Origin of the sequence: Streptomyces hoynatensis, from assembly GCF_003626535.1 — a bacterium.
Classification (GTDB): Bacteria; Actinomycetota; Actinomycetes; order Streptomycetales; family Streptomycetaceae; genus Streptomyces; species Streptomyces hoynatensis.
Window position 1 is genome coordinate 468316 of the sequence record NZ_RBAL01000003.1, and the last position, 14598, is coordinate 482913.

Below are 14598 nucleotides of genomic sequence, written 5' to 3' on the forward strand. Positions count from 1 at the left end.
GGGCGGGCCCCGGCGCGCGGCCCACCGCCGCACGCCGGGGGGCCCGCCGGGCGGGGCGTCAGGGCGTGTGCGGCGGCGGGTCGTCCAGCAGCGAGACGCCGTAGGCGGCCAGGTCGGCGGCGTGCGCCGCGTCGTGGCGGGCGTCGGCCGCTCCCACGGAGCGGAAGTAGCCCTCGATGGCGCCGGGGTTGTTGATGACGAGGATCTCCGCCGTCTTTGTGAGCGGCTGGAGCGTGTGGGGCATGTTGCGGGAGCTGTAGACGTACGCCCCGGGCCCGGCGTCGTGCACCTGGCACTCCGCCAGCGAGGCCGAGCCGATCCAGAACCTGACGCGGCCGGAGAGGATGACCCAGCTCTCGTCCTCTCGGGTGTGCACGTGCAGGGGCGGCGCGTCCTCGCGGCGCATGGTGAAGCGCAGGGCGGTGACCGCCCCCTCGGTCTCGGTGGTCGACACCACCTGCTCCTGCACGCTGCTGAAGTAGCGGTAGGGCGTGCCTTCGCCCGGGTTGCGAATGAGTGCGATGGTCAACGCGTGCTCCTTCCCGGCCTTTCCGGCCGAGGTGGCCCGATCGGCTGCCGGTCCGGCGGAAGCGCGCCGCGCGGCGGGGCATGCCGCGGCCGGGCGGCCGATCTAGTTGACGGTTCAATCATTGACCGTTCAATCATTACATGGGGCCGGGAGAGTACGCCAGGGGCGGCGGCCTTCCGGCTCGATCCGATGCCCCGTCAACTCCTCGTCGGCAGGCCGAGGTCGCCGCCCCGGGGCGCGCTCAACCCGCGGGGCGCCGCCCGCGCCCGCGGCAGGCGCGCCTCACGCCGGGGCGACCCCGGCGGCCCGGGCCGCACGCCCGTGCAGCCACACCGTCGCCGTCACCCCGGCGGCCAGCAGGGCCAGCGCCGGCAGCGCCGGGATCACGGCGACCAGCGGGCCCGCGCACAGGCAGTAGAGCCCGGCCACCACCAGCGCCCGGGGCCGTGGCCCCGCCGTCCGCAACGCGAGCCCCGCCGCGGCCAGCAGGAACACCCCGACGCCGCCCGCGAGGGCCCAGGCCACCACGCCGTGCAGCGGGTCAGACAGCTCGTAGTGCCCGGCGTCGGCGACCTGGTGCAGCACCTTCTTGATCCCCAGCGCGCACAGGACGACGCCCGCGACCAGCGGCAGGTGCAGGAAGGTGTACGCGTCGCGCGCCAGCCGGGTGCGGTCGTCGCCCTCGGCGCGCGCCAGCGCCTGCTCCACCGGGCCGCTGATCTGGCGGAAGTACAGGAACCACAGCCCGGCGGCGACGGCGAGGCCGGCCGTGGCGGCGGCCAGGATCGGGGCGCTCACCGGGAGCCCCGTCATTCCCACGCCGATCGCGATGAACGATTCGCCCAGCGCGATGAGCAGGATCAGGCCGTGCCGTTCGGCGAAGTGGCCGGGGGAGTTGACCCGCCAGCCGGAGGCGCCGGTGACGAAGATCGCCAGGTAGTCGATCACCACCGCGCCCAGCCACACCAGGACCTGCGCCGCCCCGTGCAGCGCGCTGCTGGCCAGGAGCAGCACGAACGGCGGCGCCACGGAAAGCAGCGCCGTCCGCAGCAGCGTGGCGCGCAGCGCCTGGTCTCCGGCGCTCGACAGCCAGTAGGTGACCAGGTGCAGCCCCCGGACCGCGCCGTAACACAGGGCGAGGAGCAGCGGCGCGAACAGCCCGCCCGGCATGTCGGAGAACGCCTCGGGCACGGTCAGCGACACCACGAGCAGCACCGCCATCACCGTGACCAGCACCGCGAACATCGCCCCTGAGTCGGCGCGCACCACGTTGCCCAGCCACGCGAAACAGCACCAGCACCACCACAGCAGCGCGAGCACCACCATGCCGCCGAGCAGCCGCAGCCCCGAGGGGTCGGCGGCCAGCAGGGCGGTGACCTGAGTGATCGCGAACACGAACACCAGGTCGAAGAAGAGCTCCGCGGGCGTCACCCGGTGGCCGTCCTCGGTCGCGACGATCCGGGCCCGCGGCTTGGCCATGGTCACGAAGTCCCCCTGGGCAGAGCCGGGACTCGATTCCGTTCGACCGAGCCCGGCGCAGGATACCCAGCGCCCCGGCGCGGCCTCCGCCGCGGGGTGCCGCCACCGGCACGCGGCCCCCGCGGGGGCGGGCGCGCGGGCGCCGGACGGGCAGGCGTGGCCGCCGGCCGTTGACCTTCGAGTCCTGTCGAAGGTCTACGGTCGGCCGTATGAGCGTGATGCGGATTTCCCGGCTCTCGGCACGCACCGGCGTTCCGGCGACCACGCTGCGGTTCTACGAGACGGCCGGGCTGCTGCCCGCCGGGCGGACGGCCTCCGGCTACCGCATCTACGGCGAGGACGCGGTGGAGCGGCTGGCGTTCATCGGGGCGGCCAAGCACCTGGGGCTGACCCTGGAGGAGATCGCCGAGCTGCTGGACGTGTGGGAGTCGGGGGCGTGCCGGGAGGTGAAGGCCGGCCTGCGCCCCAGACTCAGCGCCCGCCTGGCGGCCGTGGAGGAGCGCACGGTGCAGTCGGCGGCGTTCGCCGCGACCCTGCGCGCGGCGCTTGCGCGCCTGGACGCGTTGCCGGACCGGACCGGCCGGTGCGATCCCGGATGCGGCTTCCTCACCCCCACCGGGCCCACCACCGGGCAGCCTGGCGCCTCCCGGCCCGGCGCGGGGCCGGAGCCCGTGGCCGCGCCCGGCCGCCGCGCCGCCGAGGAGAAACGCGAGCGGTGGCGCACGGCGCCGGTGGCGTGCTCGCTGACCGGCGAGCGGATGACCGAGCGCGTCGCGGCCTGGCACCGGGTCCTCACCGGCGCGCCCCGCCGCGAGATCCCCGAAGGGCTGCGGCTCACGCTGCCCGCCTCGCGCGCGGCGGCCGTCGCCGGGCTGGCGGCGGCCGAGCAGGGCTGCTGCGCGTTCTTCGACTTCCGCCTCCACCTCGACGGGCCCGACCTCCACCTGGAGGTGCGCGCCCCGGCCGAGGGCGCGGGACTGCTGGCCGAACTGTTCGCAGGCGCCGCCTGACGCACGCCGCCCCCGCCCGCCTCCCACCCCCGCCTCCCCGCAGAAGGACCCGCCGTGCTCGTCGTCCGCTCCGTCGCCCTGTTCCTGGTCGCCGCCCTGTTCGAGATCGGGGGTGCCTGGCTGGTGTGGCAGGGAGTGCGCGAGCACCGGGGCTGGATCTGGGCCGGCGCCGGCGTCGTCGCGCTCGGCCTGTACGGCCTGGTGGCCACCTTCCAGGCCGACGACCACTTCGGCCGCATCCTGGCCGCCTACGGCGGGGTCTTCGTCGCCGGATCGATAGCCTGGGGCGTCCTCGCCGACGGCTACCGTCCCGACCGTTTCGACGTCATCGGCGCGCTGGTGTGCCTGGCCGGCATGGCGTTGATCATGTATGCGCCGCGCGGCTCCTGACGGCGCGTGAGGAGCAACGGCCCGGCGGGGCGGCGGGCACCGTGTTCGGCGAGGGGGAAGGGTTCACAGGACGGCGAGGAGGCCGTCGAGCGGGGCGGGTATGCGGCCGGGGTCGAGGGCCTCCACGAGAACCCGGCCGTAGTGGATCTTGCGGCCCGACGTGGTGCCGAGGAAGCGCCGCAACTGCTGCTCGGGGCTGCGGTGTTGCTGCGCGGGCTGCCGCAGGAAGGTCTCCGGGGAACGCAGGTCGCCTTCCGCCTCGACGAGTTCCTTCACCCGCGGCACGCCGAGCGCCCGGATGAGCTCGTCCTCCAGGTCGGCCGCGCAGACGAAGAACCCGTCCGGTGCCGCGCCGGCCCGCCGGAACCCGCGGGCGTAGTACTCGCGCTCCGCCTCGTCGCACAGTCCCGTCAGGCGCAGGCCGAGGCCGGGCGCCCCGAGGAGGCCGGCGAAGCGCCCGACGCTCATCGCGCCGCCCATCGCCAGCACGCAGACCCCCTCCGCCGCCACGTCCCGGCCGCGGCGCGCGGCCAGCGCGCCGACCGCCGCCACGTCGCTCGGGCCCTCCAGCAGGACGGCCACCCGGACGGGCAGCCGCGCGGCCAGCTCGCGCGCGGCGACCCCGGCATCCCCGGCCCGCGCGGCACCCCCGGCCGCCCACGCCGTGACCGCCTCCCGGAAGGCCCCCATGTCAGTCATGTGAGGAGTCTGCAACCTTTCCGCCCGCCGCGGTAGGCGCCGCCCGCCGCGGTCCGGTTCCCCCGCCGCGGTCCGGGCCGGCGGGCGGGCGCGGCGCGCTCAGCGGTAGGCCGGCTGCGTGCGGCCGGGGTCGGCGGGCACCACGTCGAGGCGGGGATCGGCCAGCAGCCGGTCGATGGTCCCGGCGTCCGCGCCGATCCCCGCCCAGTGCGGGTCGACGTCGTGGGCCACGCACCAGGCGTGGTCGGCGGGCCAGGCGAAGGCGGGCCCCGGCATGTCCAGCCGGGGCTGCCCCGGCCACATCTCCGCCGCGCCCCAGTCGCAGGCCGCGGAGAGCGGCCCGCGGAACAGGAAGTAGGAGCGGTGCGGGATCACGACCTTCGGCCCGCCGAGCACCTCGGGCGGAAAGGCCGGCGCCACCCGGGGCACGGGCCGCTCCCCGCCGTCCTCGCCGACGACCAGCACGGACACGGCATCGCCACCGTAGATGTCCCCGTAGCCGTCCCACAGGCAGAAGCAGCAGTCCTCCGGGGTCCCGGTGTGCGCCGCGAGCAGGCCGAACAGCGCCCGCAGCCGCTCCTCCTCGGTCTCGTCCCCGACTGCCTCGACGTCGTTCTCGCTCTGCCCGGGAAAGGCGGGGTCGGGCAGGAAACGCAGCCGCGCGTAGGCCGGGAAACCGGAGGGGCCGAATCCGACCAGCCGGTCCCACGGGAGTTCGCTCGACACGATCCAGTCGGCCGGCGACAGGTCGGAGCAGGGAATCAGGGGCACGTCGCGAACCTAGCGGCGCGCCCCCGGCGCGGCCACCGCATTTACCGGCCACCGGCGCCACGCCCGGGCCCGGGCCCGCCCCGGCCGCGCCCGTCAAGGGGCCGGTGCTGCGGGCGCATTGCGGAGGTGCGCCGGGTGGCCGCTGTTACATTCGTCGGGGAGAACGGGACCGCGGGCCGGCCCCGGCCCCCGGCGGGAGGAGATGGTGGAGATCGCCACGCAGGCCGGTGCCCTCGTGCAGCCCCGCGCCCCCTTGAGCCGGGAGCGGGTTCTCGGCGCCGCCGTCGCCCTGGCGGACGAGGGCGGGGCCGAGGCGCTCAGCATGCGGCGGATCGCGCAAGCCCTCGGCGTCGTGCCCATGGCCCTGTACAAGCACGTGGCCGGGAAGAACGCCCTGCTCGACGGCATGATCGACGTCCTCCTCCGCGAGATCGACCCGCCGGCCCCCGACGCCGGCTGGAAGACGGCCGTGCGCCGCCGGGTGCTGTCCGCCCGCCGGATGCTGCTGCGGCACCCGTGGGCGGCCGAGGTCATCGAGTCGCGGATGAAGGCGCGGGCCACCCCGACCCCCGCGGTCATGGCGTACCTGGACTCGATGGTCGGGATCTTCCGGGCCGGGGGGTTCCCGATCGACCTGGTCCATCACGCGATGCACGTCATGGGCAGCCGCCTGCTCGGCTTTTCCCAGGAGCTGTTCGAGGACGGCCCGGGCCGCGAGCCGGACCCGGACGCCCCGCCGCCCGAGGAGATGGCCGCGCGCTATCCGCACCTCACCGAGCTGGCGGCGGCCGTCGCCCACGACCCCGACTCCGTGGTCGGCCCCGGCTGCGACGACCAGTACGAGTTCGAGTTCGCCCTGGACCTGACGCTGGACGGCCTCGAACGGCTCCGCAACGCGGCCTGATCCGCGCCCCGCCGGCCCCCGCCGCCCCGTGGCCGGAATGCGCCCCCCTTCCCCGCCCGGCTCCGCCCCGCCCCTTGACCGGTGTACGCAGTACACCTAGCGTGCCGAGGGAGGGGTGTACGCCGTACACCTCCGGACTCGCAGGCCGGCGGCAGCCCGCGGACGCCGCGGTGGCGCCCGGCCCGCGGAGAGGGGGCGACCCGATGCAGGCGATCGTTCAGGAACGGTTCGGACCGCCGGACGTCCTGCGGCTGACGGACACCGACCGTCCCGAGCCCGGCCCGGGGCAGGTGCTGGTGCGGGTGCACGCGGCAGCGCTGAACCCCTACGACTGGCACATGATGCGCGGCGACCCGTACGTGGCGCGCCTGACGGGGGCGATGGGGCTGACCCGGCCGAGGTCCCGGGTGGCCGGGATCGACGCGGCCGGGCGGGTGGCCGCCGTCGGCGCCGGGGTGCGCGGCCTGCGGCCGGGGGAGGAGGTCCTGGGCTTCTGCCGGGGCGCCTTCGCCGAGTACGCGTGCACCCCCGCACGGCTGCTGGTGCCCAAGCCCGCGCGGCTGAGCTTCGAAGAGGCCGCCGCGGTGCCGATGGGCGCGGTGACCGCCCTGCGCGGGCTGCGGGCCGTGGGCCGGCTGCGGGCCGGGCAGCGGGTGCTGGTCAACGGGGCCGCCGGCGGCGTGGGCACGTTCGCCGTGCAGATCGCCGCGGCGCTGGACGCGGAGGTCACCGGCGTGTGCAGCGCCCGCAACGCCGGCCTGGTGCGCGCCCTGGGCGCCGCGCACGTCGTCGACTACGCCCGGGAGGACTTCACCGGGGAACGCGCCCGCTACGACCTGATCCTGGACAACGTGGGCAACCGCCCGCTGAGCCGCCTGCGCCGGGCGCTCACCCCGGCGGGCACCCTGGTGGCCAACGCCGGCGGCACCCCGGGACACGCCTTCGGGGCGATCGGCGCCATGCTGCGGGTGACCGCGGCCAACGCCTTCGCCCGGCAGCGGCTGCGCACCCTCAGCCCCTCGGTTCCCTCCGGGCCCGCCCACGAGGACCTGCTCGCCGTCGCCGCGCTGGTCGAGGCCGGCCGCGTCACCCCGGTGATCGACCGGACCTACCCGCTGTCCGGCGCGGCCGAGGGCATGCGCCACGTCGAGGGCGGCCACGCGCGCGGCAAGTGCGTGCTCACCGTCCCCTGACGGCGCGCCCCCGGAGGGCCCGGCCGGCGCCTGGCCCTCCGCGGGCGGCACCCGGCCGGCCCAAACCTGCACGTCAGGGCTTCACCCGTTGTTCATGTGTCCGTTGACGGAGACGGGCGAGTGAGTGCCTAACGTCCTCCCTCGGGATCGAACGATCCATCCGCGGCCGGCCGCGTGCCCCCGAGAACTGCTTGGAGACGTTGTGCACCCATCCTCCCCCGACGAGCCGCGGCGCGTCGTGTCGCTGCCCCTGCTGGCCCCGCACCAGGGCGGCCGCTCGGCGCGCACCTGCCAGTACCGCTGCGGCAACGCCTGCGACCACCCGGTGCCCAACACCTCGGACAACGCCTACCTCGGCGACGTGATCGCCCACGCCGTCTCCCGGCGTTCCCTGCTGCTCGCGGGCGCGGTGGTCTCGCTGGCCGCCGGCGCGACCGGCGCGCTCACCGGCAGCGCCGCCGCGGCCACCCCCGGCGCCGCCGCGGCGGGCCGCCACCCGGGCCGCTCCCCGCGGGGGCTCGACTTCCGGCCGGTGGCCGCCAACCGCGCCGACGCCGTCACCGTGCCGGACGGATACGAGCAGCAGGTGGTGATCCGCTGGGGCGACCCGGTGCTGCGCGGCGCCCCCGCCTTCGACCCCGCCCGGCAGCGCGCCGCCGCCCAGGCCGCCCAGTTCGGCTACAACTGCGACTACCTCGCGCTGCTCGACCTGCCCTCGGAGCGCAGCCGCCGCCTGCTGGTGGCCAACCACGAGTACACCGACGAGGAGCTGATGTTCGCGGGGTACGACCCGGAGAACCCGACCCGCGAGCAGGTGGAGATCGCCTGGGCCGCCCACGGCATGTCCGTCGTCGTCCTGGACGAGGAACGGCGCTCGGGGGCGCTGCGCCCGGTCGCGGGGCACCGGCTGAACCGGCGCATCACGGCCACCACCCCCTTCGAGTTCACCGGCCCCGCGGCGGGCAGCAGCCTGCTGCGCACCTCGGCCGACCCCACCGGCACCAGGGTGCTCGGCACCCTCAACAACTGCGGCGGCGGCAAGACACCCTGGGGCACCGTGCTCTCCGGCGAGGAGAACTTCAACCAGTACTTCGCCAACGCCGAGGCGGTCACCGACCGGCAGACCGCGGCCCGGCTCGCCCGCTACGGCCTGGCGGGCGGCGCCAGCGAGCGCAAGTGGGAGCGGTTCGACGAGCGGTTCGACGTCTCGCGCGAGCCGAACGAGGTCAACCGCTACGGCTGGGTCATCGAGATCGACCCGCTCGACCCGGAGTCCGGGCCCCGCAAGCTCACCGCGCTCGGCCGGCTCAAGCACGAGGCCGCGGAGCCCCGCCTGACGCGCGACGGCCGGGTCGTCATCTACATGGGCGACGACGAGCGGTTCGACTACTTCTACAAGTACGTCTCCGACGGCCGGGTCCACAGCGGCAACGGCCTCGCCGCGCGGCGCCACAACCGCAGGCTGCTGGACGAGGGCACCCTCTACGTCGCCCGCTTCACCGGCAACAGCCCCGCCGGGCAGATCGACGGCACCGGCGCGCTGCCCGAGGACGGCGAGTTCGACGGCACCGGCGAGTGGATTCCGCTGGCGAGCGGCACCCGCTCCTTCGTGCCCGGGATGACCGCCGAGGAGGTGTACGTCTTCACCCGGCTCGCCGCGGACCGCGTCGGCGCCACCAAGATGGACCGGCCCGAGGACGTCGAGCCGCACCCGTCCACCGGCACCGTCTACATCGCGCTGACCAACAACAGCAACCGCGGCGCCGCCGGGCAGCCGGGCCCCGACGAGGTCAACCCGCGCAACGCCAACCGCCACGGCCAGGTCGTCGAGGTCATGGAGTCGCGCAACGACCCGGCCGCCACGCGGTTCTCCTGGCGCCTGCTGCTGGTGTGCGGCGACCCCGCCGACCCCGGCACCTACTTCGCCGGCTTCCCCAAGGACCAGGTGAGCCCGATCTCCTGCCCGGACAACCTGGCCTTCGACCCGCACGGCAACCTGTGGATCGCCACCGACGGCAACGCCCTCGGCTCCAACGACGGCCTCTTCGGGGTCGCCCTCGACGGCCAAAACCGGGGCCAGGTCAAGCAGTTCCTCACCGTCCCGATCGGCGCGGAGACCTGCGGCCCGATCGTCGAGGAGGACCGCGTCCTGGTCGCCGTCCAGCACCCGGGCGAACTCGACGGCGCCACGCCCGAGAACCCCGGCTCGGTGTGGCCGGACGGCCCGGGGCACCTGGCCCGGCCCTCCGTGGTCAACGTGACCCGCGAGCACGGCGGCCGCATCGGCGCCTGACCGCGCACTGCCCGGGCGGCGGCCCGGCCGGGGGCGTCTCCTCCCCGGCCGGGCCGCCGCCTCACGCCGGGTACGGGACGGCCTCGCGCGCCGCCCGCAGCGCGCCCGCCCACCAGGCCAGCTGCTCCAGCAGGGTCTTGGCGTACGCCGGGGCGTCCGGGTCCTGCGGGCGGCCGTCCTGCCAGGAGGTGAAGTAGTTCGGGAAGGCCAGGCCGTCGCGGATGGTCACCGCGTGCAGCTCGGTGAGCACGTTCTCCAGGTGCAGCACCGCGTGCCGCCCACCGGCCGCGCCGCCGTAGCTGACGAAGGCGACCGGCTTGGCCGTCCACTGGGTGAAGTGCCAGTCGATGGCCGCCTTCAGCGAGGCGGGGTAGCTGTGGTTGTACTCCGGGGTGACCACGAGGAAGGCGTCGGCCCGCTCCAGCGCCTCGGTCAGCGGCGCCATCCCGGCCGGACGCGGATAGTCCCCGCCGGCCGCCTTCGGCGACACCGCGGGCAGCTCCAGCGGGACCTCCACCTCGGCCAGGTCGAGGATTTCGACGTCGAAACCCCCGTGGAGCCGGGCCTGCTCGGCGACCCACGAGGCCACGACCGGGCCGAACCTGCCCTCCCGGACGCTGCCGACCAGCACCACCAGCCGGTGCCTGCCCGGCGCGCCGTTCCTGCCGTTGCCGCCGACTGCTGCGGATGTGTTGTTCTCTGCCATGCCCACCACGATCGGGCGGCGTAACGGACCGAGCCAGACCGTGCTCAGGCTGGCCCCCGCAGGGCCAGCCTGAGGCGATCCGCGACCGGCGCGGACGTCCTATGCTCGGGGCATGGGCACGCCACTGGGGGACTTCGTCCGGGCCAAACGCGACAGCATCCAGCCGGAGACGCTGGGCCTGCCGGAGCGCGGCCGCCGCCGGTCGCCCGGCCTGCGGCGCTCGGATCTGGCCGCGCGGGCCGGCATCAGCGTCGAATACCTGACCCGCATCGAGCAGGGCCGCGACCGCAATCCCTCGGTCGCCGTGGTCAACGCGCTCGCCGACGCCCTCAGCCTCGATTCCGCGGAGCGCGGCCACCTGCGCTACCTCGCGAAGATCACCGGCGGCGAGTGCGCCGTCCACCCCAGGCCCGCGCCGCCGCGCCGGGAGGTGCGCCCCTCCGTCCTGCGGACGCTGCACCTCCTCGAACCCGGCATCGCCGTGGTGACCAACCGGCTGGGCGACCTCCTCGCCCACACCGGCGGATTCGCCGTGGTCACCGAGGGGACCGGGCTGCTCGACGGCGAGACCCCGAACCTCACCCGCTACGTCTTCACCGACCCCCGCGCCCGGGCCTTCTTCGCCGACTGGGACGAGGTCGCCGACGAGCAGGCATTCGACCTGTGGCTGGGGCCCTCCATCGAGAACTCCGAGTGGTTCTCCGCGGAACTCGCCTCCCAGGCCGGCCCCGAGTTCACCCGGCGCCTGAACCGCCACGTGGTTCCCCGGCGGGGGGTCCTGCGGCTCGCCCACCCCTCGGGGTGCACCCTCAGGCTGCAGCGGGAGACCCTCGAACTGATCGACGACGCACAGCAGTTGGTGGTCTTCCTGCCGGCGGACGAGGCGACGGCAGAGGCCGTCGACGGGCTCCGCGGCGCCACCCACGGCCACCTGCGCGCCATTTCGTGACCCGCCCGGGGGCGGAAGCTCCCCCGCGCCCCGCCGGCCGGCCTGGGGGCCGCTGCCGGCGCACCGGCCCTGGCGCCCACGCGGACTCACCCTCCCCACGGACGAAGCCCGGCTCCCGCAGGGCCGCCACCACGTCCGCCACGTCCGCCACGTCCGCCCGCTCCCCGTACCCGGCGAGATGGCGCTCGCCCGCCTCGGCCGGGGCCGCGCCCTCCGCCGGGTACACCAGCGGGTACGGCGGCACCGGCCGCGTGAGGCCGGGCCCCGCCGCACCCGCCTCCGGCCCCCCGGACCCCCGGCCCCGGGCCGCGCCGGCTCGGAACGTTCGGTGGAACGGGCATCTCCCACGCTCCCCGGGCCCGCCGGTTCCGCCCCACACCGCGGCCAAACCCCCCTCGGCCGCGGGCTGTTCCGGAACCGTCCCGGCGCGCACGGCTCTTGACGCCGCCGACACCCCCCAGAAACATGCTGGGAGAGCGCTCTCCCGGGTCGGTGCGGCCAGTTGCCAGGCCGGATTCGCCCGACCACCCCCCACCCCGACGACCGTCTGGAGAGTTTGTCCATGCACGCTGCCAGAAACCGGCCCCGCCGGCGCCGCGGGGCCTCGCCGCCGCACCGGCGAGGACTCGTCGCGGCCCTGCTCGCCGCGCTGTGCTCCGCCCTCCTGCTGACGGTGCCCGCGCCCGCGCAGGCCGCACCCACCCTGCTCTCCCAGGGCAGGCCCGCGACGGCCTCCAGCCAGGAACAGGCCGGGACGACGGCCGCCCAGGCCGTCGACGGCGACACCGGCACCCGCTGGTCGAGCGCCTTCTCGGACCCGCAGTGGCTCCAGGTCGACCTCGGCGCCTCCGCCGAGATCAGCCAGGTCGTCCTGCAGTGGGAGGCGGCCTACGCCACGGCGTACCAGATCCAGTTCTCCGCCGACGGCAGCGACTGGACGACGGCCTGGTCCACCACCGCGGGCAACGGCGGCACCGACACCGTGAACGTCACCGGCAGCGCCCGTTACGTGCGGATGTACGGCACCGCCAGGTCCACCGGATACGGCTACTCCCTGTGGGAGTTCCAGGTGTACGGCACCAGCGGCGGATCGGGCGACCCGACCCTGCCGGGCGGCGGGGACCTCGGCCCCAACGTGCTGGTCTTCGACCCGGGCACCCCGAACATCCAGGCCACCCTCGACGAGGTCTTCCGGCAGCAGGAGTCGGCGCAGTTCGGCAACGGGCGGTACGCCCTGCTGTTCCGGCCGGGCAACTACAGCGGCCTGAACGCCCAGATCGGCTTCTACACGCAGATCGCGGGCCTTGGCCTGTCACCCGACGACACCCACTTCAACGGCGACGTGACCGTGGACGCGGGCTGGTTCAACGGCAACGCCACGCAGAACTTCTGGCGTTCCGCGGAGAACCTGTCGCTGAGCCCGGTCAACGGCACCGACCGGTGGGCGGTCTCCCAGGCGGCGCCGTTCCGCCGCATGCACGTCCAGGGCGGCCTCAACCTCGCGCCCGACGGCTACGGCTGGGCCAGCGGCGGGTTCATCGCGGACAGCAGGATCGACGGCACGGTCGGCCCGTACTCGCAGCAGCAGTGGTACACCAGGGACAGCAGCGTCGGCGGCTGGCTCAACGGCGTGTGGAACATGGCCTTCTCCGGCGTCGAGGGCGCCCCCGCCACCTCCTTCCCCAACCCGCCCTACACCACCCTGGACACCACGCCCCTCTCCCGCGAGAAGCCCTTCCTGTACCTGGACGGCCAGGACTACGCGGTGTTCGTGCCCGCGCTGCGCCACAACGCGCGCGGCACCACCTGGGCCGACGGCTCTCCCGAGGGGCAGTCGATCCCGCTGGACGACTTCTACGTGGTACGCCCCGGCACCTCGGCCGCGACCATCAACGCGGCGGTCGACCAGGGCCTGCACCTGCTGTTCACCCCCGGCATCTACCACGTGGACCACACGATCGAGATCGACCGGCCCGACACGGTGGTGCTCGGCCTCGGCTTCGCCACCCTCGTCCCGGACAACGGGGTGACGGCGCTGCGGGTGGGCGACGTCGACGGCGTGAAGCTGGCGGGCCTGCTGATCGACGCGGGGCCGACGCCCTCGGAGACCCTGATCGAGGTCGGCCCCGAGGGCTCCTCCGCGGACCACGGCGCGAACCCGATCTCGCTGCACGACGTCTTCGTGCGCGTCGGCGGGGCCGGCGCCGGCCGGGCCGGCACCGCGATGGAGATCAACGCCGACGACACCCTGATCGACCACACCTGGGTGTGGCGCGCCGACCACGGCACGGGCGTCGGCTGGGAGACGAACCGGGCCGACTACGGCATCCGCGTCCACGGCGACGACGTGCTGGCCGCCGGCCTGTTCGTGGAGCACTTCAACAAGTACGACGTCGAGTGGTTCGGCGAGCGCGGCCGCACGATCTTCTTCCAGAACGAGAAGGCGTACGACGCCCCGAACCAGGCCGCCGTCCAGGACGGCAGCACCCTCGGCTACGCCGCCTACCGGGTCGACGACTCGGTGGACGTGCACGAGGGCTGGGCGCTGGGCAGCTACTGCTACTACAGCGCCGACCCGAGCATCCGCCAGGACCACGGCTTCAGCGCACCGGTGACGTCCGGGGTGCGGTTCCACAACCTGCTGGTGGTCTCCCTGGGCGGCTACGGCCAGTACAACCACGTGATCAACGACACCGGCTCGCCCACCTCGGGCAGCGACACCATCCCCTCGACGGTCACCTCCTACCCCTGACCCCCACCCCCTCGCACCCGGCCGCTCCCCCCCCACCGCGGGGGAGCGGCCGCCCCCTTCCCCGGTCCGCGGCCTGGTGGCTATGGCGCCGGGGTGAGGGTGCAGCGGGTGAGTTCGGTGACGAGCTGGTTGGCGAGGAAGGCGGGTGTGGCGGGGTGGCCGTAGGGGAGGTAGTCGTCGGGTCCTGGGGTGAGCCCTGGTCCGAAGGCCCCGCCGAACACTCCCCACACGCGCGGTTTGCGCACCCGGACGAACACGGGCTCGCCCAGGTGGGGGCAGTGTTCGGTCGCCAGCCGTGCGCAGGGCGCGCACACCGGCGGCTTGGTGGACAGCAGTCCCTCGGGCCAGCCGGGGAGCGCGTCGGCGGCGTCGGGCCGGCGCAGCGCGAACAGCCATCCTTTGCCGTTGCGGTCCGCGGGCCGGGCGCATACCTGGCACAGGCGGTGCTGCATGGCGTGGCGTTGCCGGGCCGGGTGCATGACGCGGAAGTCGGGGCGTCCGCTGCCGGGGGCGTGGCCGACCCGGGCCCACAGCACGCCGTGGCGGTCCCGGTCTGCGGCCGCCTCGTCCCGGTAGGCGAGGCCCCACCCGCCCGGCCGCAGGCCCAGCGCCCCACCGGCGAGGACCTCTTCCCCGCTCCACTTGGCGACATACGGCACGGGCAGCCGGTTGGGCCCCCAGGTCAGGATCTCGGGCATCGGGTCGGGTCCTCCGGATCGGGCAGCGGGAGTTGCGGCCAAGGGCCCGTGCACGGCCCTCCCGGGCGGCAGGCGGGCCTGGTGCCGCCCGATCGCGAGTCCCGCCCGCCTTCCAGGTGTTCACGCACGACCGCGCTCAACCGGGCGAATTGCGCGCGGAGTTCGGCCAGCGACGGCCTGTCCTCGCATGCCTGCCCGGCCGGGTCCGCGTTTTCGGAAGGCGGG

Annotated in this window: 13 protein-coding genes; 7 read left to right on the forward strand and 6 right to left on the reverse strand. The window is 75.1% G+C overall.

Features of this window, described 5'->3' with window-relative positions:
* Window positions 1-58: 58 nt before the first annotated feature.
* The gene (locus tag D7294_RS07890) at window positions 59-529 is read right to left on the reverse strand and encodes a cupin domain-containing protein (protein WP_120676972.1); all 471 of its coding nucleotides are present in this window, start codon (window positions 527-529) and stop codon (window positions 59-61) included.
* A 282-nt stretch (window positions 530-811) separates the two neighbouring features.
* Complete coding sequence (locus D7294_RS07895) at window positions 812-2008, reverse strand: low temperature requirement protein A (RefSeq protein ID WP_120677157.1); 1197 nt, start codon at window positions 2006-2008, stop codon at window positions 812-814.
* Window positions 2009-2217: 209 nt separating this feature from the next.
* Here D7294_RS07895 and D7294_RS07900 point away from each other — a divergent pair, with 209 nt between their 5' ends.
* Both D7294_RS07900 and D7294_RS07905 read left to right on the forward strand, forming a co-directional pair.
* Window positions 2218-3018, forward strand: a complete 801-nt coding sequence (locus D7294_RS07900; RefSeq protein WP_120676974.1) for a MerR family transcriptional regulator — start codon at window positions 2218-2220, stop codon at window positions 3016-3018.
* 54 nt (window positions 3019-3072) lie between these two features.
* A complete protein-coding gene (locus tag D7294_RS07905) occupies window positions 3073-3408 on the forward strand; it encodes a YnfA family protein (protein ID WP_120676976.1) in 336 nt (111 codons plus the stop codon).
* Window positions 3409-3471: 63 nt separating this feature from the next.
* Here the strand turns inward: D7294_RS07905 and D7294_RS07910 are convergent, their stop codons facing one another.
* Together D7294_RS07910 and D7294_RS07915 are read right to left on the reverse strand one after the other, a co-directional pair.
* Window positions 3472-4107: a TOPRIM nucleotidyl transferase/hydrolase domain-containing protein gene (locus D7294_RS07910; RefSeq protein ID WP_120676978.1), complete on the reverse strand. Its 636-nt coding sequence runs from the start codon at window positions 4105-4107 to the stop codon at window positions 3472-3474.
* Window positions 4108-4206: 99 nt separating this feature from the next.
* Window positions 4207-4878, reverse strand: coding sequence for a hypothetical protein (locus D7294_RS07915; RefSeq protein ID WP_120676980.1), 672 nt, complete (start codon window positions 4876-4878; stop codon window positions 4207-4209).
* 202 nt (window positions 4879-5080) lie between these two features.
* Between D7294_RS07915 and D7294_RS07920 the strand changes: the two genes are divergently transcribed.
* From D7294_RS07920 to D7294_RS07930, 3 genes are all read left to right on the forward strand, one after another.
* Window positions 5081-5782, forward strand: a complete 702-nt coding sequence (locus D7294_RS07920) for a TetR/AcrR family transcriptional regulator C-terminal domain-containing protein (RefSeq protein ID WP_120676982.1) — start codon at window positions 5081-5083, stop codon at window positions 5780-5782.
* Window positions 5783-5985: 203 nt separating this feature from the next.
* Complete coding sequence (locus tag D7294_RS07925; RefSeq protein WP_120676984.1) at window positions 5986-6975, forward strand: NAD(P)-dependent alcohol dehydrogenase; 990 nt, start codon at window positions 5986-5988, stop codon at window positions 6973-6975.
* Between the two features lie 202 nt (window positions 6976-7177).
* Entirely contained in the window at window positions 7178-9268 is a 2091-nt protein-coding gene (locus D7294_RS07930; RefSeq protein ID WP_120676986.1) for a PhoX family protein, read from the forward strand.
* Window positions 9269-9329: 61 nt separating this feature from the next.
* Here D7294_RS07930 and D7294_RS07935 read toward each other — a convergent pair whose 3' ends face one another.
* The gene (locus D7294_RS07935) at window positions 9330-9974 is read right to left on the reverse strand and encodes an NADPH-dependent FMN reductase (RefSeq protein ID WP_120677159.1); all 645 of its coding nucleotides are present in this window, start codon (window positions 9972-9974) and stop codon (window positions 9330-9332) included.
* A 112-nt stretch (window positions 9975-10086) separates the two neighbouring features.
* Here D7294_RS07935 and D7294_RS07940 point away from each other — a divergent pair, with 112 nt between their 5' ends.
* Both D7294_RS07940 and D7294_RS07945 read left to right on the forward strand, forming a co-directional pair.
* Entirely contained in the window at window positions 10087-10923 is an 837-nt protein-coding gene (locus tag D7294_RS07940) for a helix-turn-helix domain-containing protein (RefSeq protein WP_120676988.1), read from the forward strand.
* 562 nt (window positions 10924-11485) lie between these two features.
* A complete protein-coding gene (locus tag D7294_RS07945) occupies window positions 11486-13675 on the forward strand; it encodes a discoidin domain-containing protein (RefSeq protein WP_120676990.1) in 2190 nt (729 codons plus the stop codon).
* An 80-nt stretch (window positions 13676-13755) separates the two neighbouring features.
* On the opposite strand, the gene D7294_RS07950 is transcribed toward D7294_RS07945, so the two are convergent.
* Window positions 13756-14373 (reverse strand): hypothetical protein, encoded by a 618-nt coding sequence (locus D7294_RS07950; protein ID WP_120676992.1) that lies wholly within the window; start codon window positions 14371-14373, stop codon window positions 13756-13758.
* Window positions 14374-14598 lie beyond the last annotated feature (225 nt).